At 63.3% G+C, this 10,999-nt stretch carries 10 protein-coding genes; 4 read left to right on the top strand and 6 right to left on the bottom strand.

All coding sequences use genetic code 11. The features are described from left to right. Positions 1–35 precede the first annotated feature (35 nt). From rsmA to G4D79_RS13565, 3 genes are read right to left on the bottom strand one after another with little or no spacing between them, the layout of a single operon-like run. Positions 36–935 carry a 16S rRNA (adenine(1518)-N(6)/adenine(1519)-N(6))-dimethyltransferase RsmA gene (gene rsmA, locus G4D79_RS13575; RefSeq protein WP_003946263.1) on the bottom strand — a complete coding sequence of 300 codons (900 nt, stop codon included), beginning with the start codon at positions 933–935 and terminating at the stop codon, positions 36–38. Between the two features lie 9 nt (positions 936–944). Beyond that, positions 945–2,072: a resuscitation-promoting factor gene (locus G4D79_RS13570; protein ID WP_099697979.1), complete on the bottom strand. Its 1,128-nt coding sequence runs from the start codon at positions 2,070–2,072 to the stop codon at positions 945–947. Positions 2,073–2,103: 31 nt separating this feature from the next. Then, positions 2,104–3,228 (bottom strand): resuscitation-promoting factor, encoded by a 1,125-nt coding sequence (locus tag G4D79_RS13565; RefSeq protein WP_042921286.1) that lies wholly within the window; start codon positions 3,226–3,228, stop codon positions 2,104–2,106. Positions 3,229–3,464: 236 nt separating this feature from the next. Between G4D79_RS13565 and G4D79_RS13560 the strand changes: the two genes are divergently transcribed. Both G4D79_RS13560 and G4D79_RS13555 read left to right on the top strand, forming a co-directional pair. Continuing rightward, the gene (locus tag G4D79_RS13560) at positions 3,465–4,913 is read left to right on the top strand and encodes an amino acid ABC transporter substrate-binding protein/permease (RefSeq protein WP_003946214.1); all 1,449 of its coding nucleotides are present in this window, start codon (positions 3,465–3,467) and stop codon (positions 4,911–4,913) included. Continuing rightward, positions 4,910–5,677 carry an amino acid ABC transporter ATP-binding protein gene (locus tag G4D79_RS13555; RefSeq protein WP_003946239.1) on the top strand — a complete coding sequence of 256 codons (768 nt, stop codon included), beginning with the start codon at positions 4,910–4,912 and terminating at the stop codon, positions 5,675–5,677. The genes G4D79_RS13560 and G4D79_RS13555 overlap by 4 nt, the downstream gene beginning before the upstream one ends. A gap of 36 nt (positions 5,678–5,713) precedes the next feature. Here the strand turns inward: G4D79_RS13555 and G4D79_RS13550 are convergent, their stop codons facing one another. Continuing rightward, positions 5,714–6,139 carry a DUF6578 domain-containing protein gene (locus tag G4D79_RS13550; RefSeq protein WP_099697978.1) on the bottom strand — a complete coding sequence of 142 codons (426 nt, stop codon included), beginning with the start codon at positions 6,137–6,139 and terminating at the stop codon, positions 5,714–5,716. Positions 6,140–6,328: 189 nt separating this feature from the next. Further along, positions 6,329–7,156 carry a TatD family hydrolase gene (locus G4D79_RS13545; RefSeq protein WP_030536315.1) on the bottom strand — a complete coding sequence of 276 codons (828 nt, stop codon included), beginning with the start codon at positions 7,154–7,156 and terminating at the stop codon, positions 6,329–6,331. Positions 7,157–7,177: 21 nt separating this feature from the next. Between G4D79_RS13545 and metG the strand changes: the two genes are divergently transcribed. Next, entirely contained in the window at positions 7,178–8,776 is a 1,599-nt protein-coding gene (metG, locus tag G4D79_RS13540; protein ID WP_003946248.1) for a methionine--tRNA ligase, read from the top strand. Positions 8,777–8,857: 81 nt separating this feature from the next. Continuing rightward, the gene (locus G4D79_RS13535; RefSeq protein WP_075834034.1) at positions 8,858–10,105 is read left to right on the top strand and encodes a DUF2786 domain-containing protein; all 1,248 of its coding nucleotides are present in this window, start codon (positions 8,858–8,860) and stop codon (positions 10,103–10,105) included. On the opposite strand, the gene rsmI is transcribed toward G4D79_RS13535, so the two are convergent. After that, positions 10,102–10,932: a 16S rRNA (cytidine(1402)-2'-O)-methyltransferase gene (rsmI, locus tag G4D79_RS13530; RefSeq protein WP_003946264.1), complete on the bottom strand. Its 831-nt coding sequence runs from the start codon at positions 10,930–10,932 to the stop codon at positions 10,102–10,104. The two genes, G4D79_RS13535 and rsmI, sit on opposite strands and share 4 nt — an antisense overlap. Between the last annotated feature and the right edge of the window lie 67 nt (positions 10,933–10,999).

The raw sequence follows: 10,999 nt of genomic DNA, 5'->3' as shown, positions 1-10,999 counted from the left end.
TAGGGAGTCCCTGCACTCCTTAACCGCGCACGGGGCTATTCGCCTCCAGCAAGCCGAACGAAGGCTGCTGCGTCGAGCATCTCGCCACGCGTCTGTGGCTCGATGCCGGCAGCGAGGAGCCGTCGTTCGGCCTCGGCAGGCGAACCTGCCCAACCGCTGAGAGCGGCACGCAAAGTCTTGCGGCGCTGTGCGAACGCGGCGTCGATCGCCGCAAAAACCTGCTTGCGGTGCTTCTCGTCCATCGGCCACGGCGGCTCCGCGTACCGATCGATACGAACCAGTCCTGATTCGACCTTCGGCACCGGCCAGAACACGTTGCGTCCGACTGCACCAGCGCGGCGAACCTCGCCGAAGAAGTTGGCCTTGACGCTGGGAACGCCGTAGATCTTGCTTCCCGGATCAGCCGCCAGGCGATCGGCAACTTCGGCTTGCACCATCACGAGTGCGGTCCGCAGACTCGGAAGCGACGCGAACAGGTGCAACAGCACCGGCACCGCGACGTTGTACGGCAGGTTCGCGACCAGCGCGGTCGGCTCGCCGGGAATCTGCGAAGGCAGCACACGCATCGCGTCGGCTTCGACGACGGTCAGGCGATCGGCCAGTTCCGGCGCTCGCTCGGCCACCGTCTTCGGCAGGCGAGCCGCGAGGTTGGGATCGATTTCGACCGCGATGACCCGATCGACCACGTCCATCAGCGCCATCGTCAGCGAACCGAGACCAGGCCCTACCTCGAGAACGACGTCGTCACGTGTGACGCCTGCCGTGGTGACGATGCGCCTCACGGTATTGGCGTCGTGAACGAAGTTCTGCCCCAACTGTTTCGTGGGTCGGACACCGAATTCCTCGGCAAGAGCGCGCACCTCGACCGGACCGAGCAGGGCTGCCTGCCCGCGCGGAGTAGCGATGGGTTCGTTCGATTGTTCGGCGTCTGACACCAGTAGAACTTATCCCAGTCCGAGGCGACCCGAGCACGACGGCCATGCGCCCCAGCCCTGAGTGCGCTGGGTCTGTGTCGCAATCGCGATCTGTTCTTCACGGGTGGCGAGGTCGGCGCGGGGCGCATACTTCAACCCGCCCTGTCGTTCCCAGGTGTTCTGATCGAACTGCACGCCGCCGTAGAAACCGTTGCCGGTGTTGATGGCCCAGTTACCGGTGGCCTCGCACTGTGCGAGCGCATCCCACGTCGAACCGTTCTCCACGGGCGGCACCTCGGTGCCCGGCTTCGTTCCGACACGCACGACCTTCGGCTGCGCCGGTGTGGTGATCGTCTCCGAGACCTGGGTACGTCCGGCTTCGACACCGTTGACGAGATTCACGGCGAACGTCACGTCACGCACGCCGGGCACGCCCGGGTTCTCGACGATCGTGCGACTCTGGTTCATCGTCGGATCCTCGATGCGCTGATCCGGCGGATCGAGCGGCAAGGTCTCGACCTTGTTCTCGGTGCGGTTGCGCGTCACCGTGACCTCCAGGCCCTCGGTCAGTGGAGCGTCGGCGGCGGGAACCACCGTGTCCGACTGCTCGAGCGGAGTGCCGTTGGCGGTAAGGAACTCCCCGACCGTCGGCGCCGCGATACGCACGTCTGCTGCCGCGTTTGCGCCGTCGACCAGTTTTGCGACGACCGGTGTCAGCACGTCGAGCGCGGCGCCGTCCAGCGGAAGACGCTGCGAGCGCGAAGCCGACACGTGCACATCCGCCGCGACGTCCAACTGCTTCAACGCGTCGTCGACGGTCAAGGCTGTGGTCCAGAGCTTCTGCGGCTGACCGTCGACCGTCAGCGTGATCTCACGGGCACGACGGAGCACCACGGTGTCGCCGTCGGACAGCGTAGCGTCGGCCGCGGGCGCAACTGCATCCTTGTCACCGATCGGGTAACCCGCGTCCTCGAGAGCGCCGTCGACGTTGGTCGACATGGTGCTCAGGCGAATCTGCTCACCGTCGACATCGAGAGTGATGGTCTTGTGCCGGACGACGGCCAGAACACCACCCACGAGAACCGTCAGGAGAAGAGCGGCGATCGCCGAGTACAACAACGGCGACCTGGTCGAGTTGATCTTGGCGAACGGTGACATCGGTTCCTGTGTTCTGTGAGGTGTGAGCGCGTCAGCGCAGGCCCAATTTGCTGGTGCAGGACGGCCAAGCACCCCAGCCCTGACCGGCGCGGACTTTCTCGCCGATCGCGATCTGCTGTTCACGTGATGCGAGGTCGGCGCGAGCTGCGTACTGACCGCCGCCGAATGCTTCCCAGGTGCTCTGGGTGAACTGAAGTCCTCCGTAGAAACCGTTGCCGGTGTTGATGGCCCAGTTTCCGGTCGCCTCGCACTGAGCAATGGCATCCCACGTCGACGCGTTGGACACAGCGGGAGCGGAAGCCTGCTTGGTACCGACCTTCACCACTGCTGCGACCGGTTCCTTGATCACGGTCGCGGACAGTTCGGTTCGTCCGGCCTCGACGCCGTTGACGGTCTTGACCTCGACAGTGGCCGTGCGCTCACCCGGAACACCCGGGTTCTCGACGACGGTCTTGTCCTTCTCCAGCTCGGGATCCTCGACCTTGTTCTCCGGCGGCGCGATCGGCTGCGTCTCGACGCGAGTGTCCGTGCGGTCGCGAGTGACCTGGATGGTCAGGCCGTTGGTAACGGGTGTGTCGGCGGTGGGAACCACCGAGTCGGCCTGCTCGAGCGGCGCATTCTTGGCCGCGAGAAGATCGCCGACGGTCACGGCGGCGAGCTTGACCTCCGCCGCGGGAGCGCCACCGTCGCTGACGCTGACGGTCTTCGGGCTGACGACGTCGAGCTCGGTCCGTTCGAGCGGCAGACGATGCGAGCGCGAAGCCGAGACTGCGAAGTCGTCGGAAACATCTACCTGCTTCAATGCCTCGTCGACCGTCAATGCGGTGGTCCAGATGGTGGTCGGCTGACCGTCGACGGTCAGAGCCAACTCACGGGCACGGCGCAGTACGACGGTATCGCCATCGGACAGGGAGGAATCGGCACTGGGTGCGAGCGCGTCCTTGGGATCGACCGGGTATCCGGCGTCCTCGAGAGCGGTACCGACGCTGCTCGACATCGTGGACAGCGAAATCATGTCGCCGTCGACATCGAGGGTGATCGTCTTGTGCCGAACCACGGCGAGCGCACCCCCGACGATGAGCGTCAGAAGCAACGCACCCACCACTGAATAGAGAAGTGGTGACTTCGTGGAGTTGATCTTGGCAAAAGGCGACACAGGAAATCCCAAGGCAGACGACGTTCGATCACAATACGGTAACGACCGAGCGTTGTATCGGCAACCAAATCACAACGAAATGCGACTTTTGTCACGGAACGGCAACGGCGTGTCGTGTGTTCTGCACTTTCCGGCTCCGATACCCGTGTATCGATTCAGCTCTGGGCGCAGTATGTTCTCGTCTGGTTCAAAGCAGTCCGGCGATCCCGGGCGCGACAGAAGAAAGCTGGGCGATAGTGCGAAGAAGATTCGACAGACCACGTAATGCCAGGTGGCCGATCCTGGCCATCCTGCTGGCGCTGATCGCAGCGCTGTTCGCCCCCGGAATCGCGAGCGCGCAACCCGGCCGCACCTACACGATCGCCACCGATCTGACATTCGCCCCGTTCGAATTCGAGAACGAAGACGGCAAACTCGTCGGCATCGACATCGACCTGCTCAATGCGATCGCCGAGGACCAAGGCTTCAAGGTCGACATCAAGCAGCTCGGCTTCGACGCGGCCCTTCAGGCCGTGCAGGCCGGGCAGGCGGACGGCGTCATCGCGGGCATGTCCATCACCGACGCCCGCAAGCAGGTGTTCGACTTCTCCGACCCGTACTTCGAGTCGGGCGTGCAGATGGCGGTCCTCGAGACCGACAACGATGTGAAGTCGTACGAGGATCTGAGGGGCAAGCGCGTCGCCGTCAAGAACGGCACCGAGGGCGCCAGCTTCGCCGAGTCCATCAAGGACCAATACGGCTTCACCACAGTCTATTTCGCCGACTCCGCCAGCATGTACGACGAGGTCCGCACCGGGAACTCCGTCGCAGTCTTCGACGACTACCCCGTCCTCGCCTACGGCATCACACAGGGCAACGGCCTCAAGACGGTCACCGAAAAAGAGGTGGGCGCGAGCTACGGCTTCGCAGTCAACAAGGGCCAGAACGCCGAACTGCTCCAGATGTTCAACGCCGGACTGCAGAACCTGCGCGACGACGGCCAGTACGACGAAATCGTCTCGACCTACCTCGGTCAGGGCGCGTCGACGTCGGACAACTCCATCATCGGCTTGATCAAGAGCACCTACCCGCAGCTTCTCAAGGGCCTGTGGTTGACGATCGTTCTCTCCGTCGTCTCGATTGCGATCGCTCTGGTCCTAGGCGCGATCTTCGGTCTCTGCCGCGTGTCCACCAACATGTTCGTCCGAGGTATAGGCACAACCTACGTCGACATCTTCCGCGGCACACCGCTGTTGGTGCAGGCATTCTTCATCTACTTCGGCATCCCGGCAGCCCTGCATTTCCAGATGTCCGCCTTCACCGCAGGCATCATCACGCTCTCGCTCAACGCCGGCGCGTACATGGCTGAAATCGTCCGCGGCGGCATCCTGTCCGTCGACAAGGGACAGATGGAGGCGTCACGAAGCCTGGGCATCAGCTACATGAAGTCGATGCGAAAAGTCATCATGCCGCAGGCAATTCGCACGATGATCCCGTCGTACATCAACCAGTTCGTGATCACCCTCAAGGACACGTCGATCCTGTCGGTCATCGGACTCGCCGAGCTCACTCAGACAGGGCGCATCATCATCGCGCGCAACTTCCAGTCGTTCAACATGTGGCTGATCATCGGCGTCATGTACTTCATCATCATCATGGCGCTCACCAAGCTGTCGAACCGCCTCGAGAAGAGGATCAACAAGTGACCGAAACAGCCGTCAACATGGGCAAGTCCGCCACCGAGGTCAAGATTTCGGTCAAGGGACTGAAGAAGTCGTTCGGCGACAACGAGGTCCTCAAGGGCCTGGACGTCGACATCAAGAGCGGTGAAGTGGTCTGCGTCATCGGGCCTTCAGGTTCCGGCAAGTCGACCTTCCTGCGTTGCCTCAACCGCCTCGAAGACATCACCGCCGGATCCGTGCGCGTCGACCAGTTCGACCTCACGAACAAGGATGTCGACATCGACAAGGTGCGCCAGCACATCGGGATGGTGTTCCAGCACTTCAACCTGTTCCCCCACATGAGCGTCGTCGAAAACGTGATGCTCGCTCCGGTGCAGACCGGGCGATCGACCAAGGAGCAGGCTCGCGAGATCGCCGTCAAACTGCTCGGCCAGGTCGGCCTCGCGGAGAAGGCAGATGCCAAGCCCGCCAGCCTGTCCGGTGGGCAGAAGCAGCGCGTTGCCATCGCCCGCGCACTCGCGATGAGTCCGGACATCATGCTCTTCGACGAGGCCACCAGCGCCCTCGACCCCGAAATGGTGGGTGAGGTTCTGCAGGTGCTGCGCGACCTCGCCAAGCAGGGCATGACCATGGTCGTCGTGACCCACGAGATGGGCTTCGCCCGTGAGGTTTCCGACCGAGTCATCTTCATGGCCGACGGATACATCGTCGAAGAAGGTAAGCCGGAGAGTCTGTTCGGCAACCCCCAGCAGCAGCGCACCCAGGACTTCCTGGCGAAGGTTCTCTAGGGGCAAGCCCCCTGTGCGCCTTTTTGGTAGCGGGGACTACCGGAAAGGCGCACGGGTGGTGGCCAATTCGACGACCAGCCCGGTCTCGATCCGATTCTGCGGCTCGAAGTCGAAGTCGCCGAACCTTCGGAACCACCGAGGACTGGCCTCGACGCTTCGATAGGTCTCGCTACCTTCGACGGGCAACCACATGCGTGGACTTCCGACTTCCTCGTACGTCGTCGTGACCACGAGAATCCCGAGCACCACACCCGTGGTCACGACTCCCGACGCCGGCATCCCGCCGTGAACCCAACCGTCGAACGCGTCGTCCTGCGATCGCGGTGTCAATGTCCACGAGCATTGTTCACCGACTACAGGAAACGGTCCGCAGCACTCGACTTCGACCGCGTCGACATGAACGCTGACGATCTGGACCGAAGAGTCGACCGGCGTCGGCTCAGTGAAGCTGTGCGCCTTCATTCCCTCCCGGGATGCGAGAAATTCGCAGCGCTCGCGCCGGATCGAGAGGACTGTTCGTCTATGTGTTCGACGTCGTCGGGATCGACGTCGGAGGGATCGATGCGGTCATTCATCTGAATACTCCGCGCAGTAGACGAACCGGGACACGACGGTCCCGGGCGCGGAGTTACCTGTCAGACCACCATAGCGTCAGAGCTTGTAGACGCGCTCCGCTGTCGCCGTGGACGCTGCTGCCAGCGCCTGCGGATCCTCGCCGCGGATGTCTGCGAGTGCGCGCACCGTGTACGGCAGGCAGTACGACTCGTTGGGCGCACCGCGGAACGGGTGCGGCGTCAAGAACGGCGCATCCGTCTCGACGATCAGTTGATCCGACGGCACCAACAGCGCGGCCTCACGCAGCGCCTTCGCATTCTTGAAACTCACGGTTCCCGAGAAACTCAACACGTAGCCCGCGTCGATGCACGCACGGGCCATCTCCGAATCCGAGGAGAAGCAATGGAACACCACGGTCTCCGGCGCGCCTTCCTCGTGCAGCACCCGCAGCAGGTCCTCATCGGCTTCGCGATTGTGAATCATCAGCGTCTTGCCGAGACGCTTCGCGAGGTCGATGTGCCACCGGAAACCGTCGACCTGCTCCTCGATGGTGGCGCACCCTTCGAGCTTGCCTGGCCAGTAGAGATCCAGCCCGGTCTCCCCCACCGCGACGACCCGCGGATCGGACGCCAACCGTTCTATCTCGGCTCTGGTGTCGACATCGAGGACGTTCGCCCTGGTGGGATGGATTGCGACGGCTGCGTAAACCCTCGAATCCCAGTTCGCAGCGTCGACGGCAAAGCGTGCGGCATCAAGGTCGTCGGCCACCGTGACGACCCGTCCGACGCCGACGGCCTCGGCTCGATCGACAATTTCGGCCACGGTCGCAGCGTCGTGCGCACCACAGGCGTCGAGGTGCGTATGTGCGTCGATCAGAGGCGACAAGGGCTCAGGGGCATCGGGGGCGGGACGGTCTTTGCTCACGCCCGATAGAGTAAGCCCACCATGACTGTGCCTGCCTCACCCTCCCAGACCCCGCGCCCGGACTCCGCTGCCCCGGAAGGCGCGGAACGATCGCCGTTCTACATCACGACAGCGATCGCGTATCCCAACGGCGCTCCGCACATCGGCCACGCGTACGAGTACATCTCCTCGGACGCGCTCGCCCGCTTCAAGCGTTTGGACGGTCATGAAGTGTTCTTCATGACCGGCACCGACGAGCACGGTCTGAAGATGCAGCAGACAGCGATCAAAGAGGGCATCGACGTCCGCGAACTCGCGGCTCGGAACTCCGACGTGTTCCAGAACCTCGACAAGGTCCTGAACATCTCGTACGACCGGTTCATCCGCACCACCGACGCCGATCATCAGGTCGCCAGCAAGGCGATCTGGGAGAAGATGGCCGCATCGGGCGACATCTACCTCGACACGTACTCGGGGTGGTATTCGGTTCGTGACGAGGCCTTCTACACCGAAGCCGAGACCACGCTTCTGGACGACGGCACCCGTCAGTCGACGGAGACCGGCACTCCGGTGGAGTGGACCGAGGAGTCCAACTACACCTTCCGTCTCTCGGCCTACGAGGACCGTTTGCTTGCTCTGTACGAAGAGCATCCCGAGTTCATTGCCCCCGCGACTCGTCGCAACGAGATCGTCAGCTTCGTCAAGGGCGGCCTCAAGGACCTGTCGATCTCGCGCACCACGTTCGACTGGGGCGTCGAGGTTCCCGGAGACCCCGACCACGTCATGTACGTCTGGGTCGACGCCCTCACCAACTACCTGACCGGCGTGGGTTACCCGAACGTCGACTCGGCGGAGTTCGAGAAGTTCTGGCCCGCGAGCCTGCACATCATCGGCAAGGACATCACTCGTTTCCATACCGTGTACTGGCCGGCGTTCCTCATGTCTGCCGGCATCGAACTGCCGGAGCGGGTCTTCGTCCACGGGTTCTTGTACAACAAGGGCGAGAAGATGTCGAAGTCGGTCGGCAACGTCGTCGACCCCATCGCGATGGTCGATCAGTACGGCCTCGACGCGGTCCGTTTCTTCCTGCTCCGCGAGATCTCGTACGGCCAGGACGGCAGCTACAGCCACGAAGCAATCGTGACGCGTATGAATGCAGACCTGTCCAATGAACTGGGCAACCTCGCGCAGCGTTCACTGACGATGGTCGCGAAGAACTGCGATGCCCAGGTACCGACCCCCGGCGAGTTCACCGAGGACGACCTGGCGATGCTGGCGTCGGCGGATGCCCTGCTTGCCAAGTGCCGCAGCGAGTTCGACGTGCAGGCGCTGCATCTCGCACTGGAAGCCATCTGGGGCGTTCTCGGCGAGACCAACCGGTACTTCTCCAAGCAGGAACCGTGGGTTCTGCGCAAGACGGATCCGGCACGCATGGCGACGGTTCTGTACGTGACGCTCGAAGTGGTCCGTATCGTCGGGCTTCTCGTTCAGCCGGTGATGCCCGACGCGGCGTCACGCATCCTCGATCTGCTTGGCCAGAGCGAAGAGAACCGGCAGTTCGCCGACATTGCGGTTCGCATCGACGCGAACCGGAAACTGCCTGCTCCGGCGCCAGTTTTCCCCCGCTTCGTCGAGGAATGAGCTAAGCGAGAGTGCCGCACGTGGGGTCCGAGATATCCGGTTACAGGCGGATGTGTCGGACCCCACGTGCACACTCCAGCCATGACGACGAATAGAACATACATTCGAACCAGCGCTTCGGCGCAGACACTGCCATGGAACGGAGCGCGGGTGTCCACTCAGGAGGTCAGCCCTCAATCCGTTTCCGCGGTGCGAGATCTCGTTTCCGAACTGTCCGCGGCGTACGACCGCGGATGGCAGCCGGCGGATCTGATTCATCTGGCGCGTCGAAGCAAAGAAGCGTCCGACGCCGATCTCGCCGCCACCACCATCCTGTTCGACGCGAACGCATCCCGCGCGTCGGATCGCGCACCACTCGAGTGGGTGGGGCAGTTGCAGACGATCGGCGAGCAGTACCCGAAGTCTCGGCGCGTCGCCTCTCGAATCACCGTGGACGACGACGCTTTCCGGTCCCTCGCGGCCGGCCTACTGTTCCAGGACCCCTACTTCCTTGTTTCGCAGATCGTCGACGTCGCACGATCGTGGATGCGCCTACCTCAGTGGACGGTGTTGCTCGCGCCACCATCCACCTGGCCGTCGCAACGCACCCACACCAGCTATGCCGGCGTCGGTGACACCGAGGTCGACGCCAAGGTACTCAAGCGAATTCGTGGACTACTCGCCAAAGCGGAAGCAACCAACTTCGCGGAAGAAGCCGAGATTTTCACCGCGAAGGCCCAGGAGTTGATGACCCGGTACGCCATCGACTCAGCACTGCTCCACAGTCGCGCCGGGGTCACCGACACATCCGTCAATGCCCGACGCATTCACATCGAGAACCCGTACGTGAAGGAAAAGGTTCACCTCCTGACCGAGATCGGCGAATCGAATCGAGTCAGGACTGTCTGGTTCAGCGACATTGCACTCGCGACCGTCGTCGGCACTCCGGTCGACCTTCAGCAAGTCGACATGCTGTTCACTTCACTACTTGTACAGGCAACCCGTGCAATGCAATTCGCCGATTCGAGCAATCGCGGCGGCTCCCGCACCACCTCGTTCCGCAAGGGGTTCCTGGCCGGGTTCGCCAGCCGCATCGGACACCGCCTGCGTGACGCCGGCACCAAAGCCACCGCCGAAGCGGCCGACGCGGCATCGATGGACGTCGCGGATCTTCTGCCGATCCTCGCCACCACATCCGAGGCCGTCGACGCCGAATTCGATCGATTGTTCCCGACAACCCGCAAGACTCGCGGACGGTCCGTGGACGCCGAAGGCTGGCACGCCGGCCAGGCTGCAGCCGACGACGCCAACCTGCGTCCCGGCGCACCCGCCGTGAACCGCTCCCGCTAGTCCTTTCGAGCGGCCAGGACCGTCTCGTACAACTCACGCTTGGAGACTCCGGCCGTTGCGACCAGAGCACACGCGTCCTTCAATCGTGCTCCCCCCTCGACCAGCCTTTCCACCTCGTCGACCAGATCGGCAGGATCAGATGCCACCAGCACTGCGCCTTCGAGCACCACCGTGATCTCACCGCGAACGCCCTCGGCGGCCCAAGCAGCTAACTCCCCGAGAGTGCCGCGCTTCACTTCCTCGTAGGTCTTGGTCAATTCCCGGCACACGGCCGCGCGGCGATTCGGCCCGAGCACTTCCACCGCATCTGCGAGGCAGTCGGCAAGGCGATGAGGCGCTTCGAAGAACACACACGCTCGCTGCTCGGTTGCCAAGGCAGAGAGCCACGTCTTGCGCTGCCCCTGCTTACGGGGCGGGAACCCGTCGAAGCAGAACCGCTCCACCGGCAATCCGGAGAGTGCCAGCGCCGTCGTCACCGCCGACGGACCGGGCAAGCACGTGACGGCGAGGTTCTCGGCTACGCAGGCGGCGACAAGGCGATATCCGGGATCGCTGACCGACGGCATGCCCGCGTCCGTGACCAGCAGGACGGTCTTGCCTTCGGCGACGTCGGCGACCAGCGCGGGCAGCCGGGAAATCTCGACCTGATCGTAGAAACTGACGATCTTCCCGGTGATGGTTACCTCGAGCGCGGAAGCCAGAGACTTGGTGCGTCGTGTGTCCTCCGCAGCAACGACGTCGGCGGTTGCGAGAGCAGACCGAAGACGCGGAGACGCGTCACCGACATCTCCCATGGGTGTTGCGGCGAGTACCAAGCGACCAGTCATACCTGACAGCCTACGATTGCCAGGTGACTGTGCAGACGGACGAGCGGCCAACGCCCGCCACGAGCGA

The organism is Rhodococcus sp. WY5 (assembly GCF_018588185.1).
GTDB classification, from domain to species: domain Bacteria; phylum Actinomycetota; class Actinomycetes; order Mycobacteriales; family Mycobacteriaceae; genus Rhodococcus_F; species Rhodococcus_F qingshengii.
This window is presented reverse-complemented; position numbering and strand designations above follow the sequence as displayed.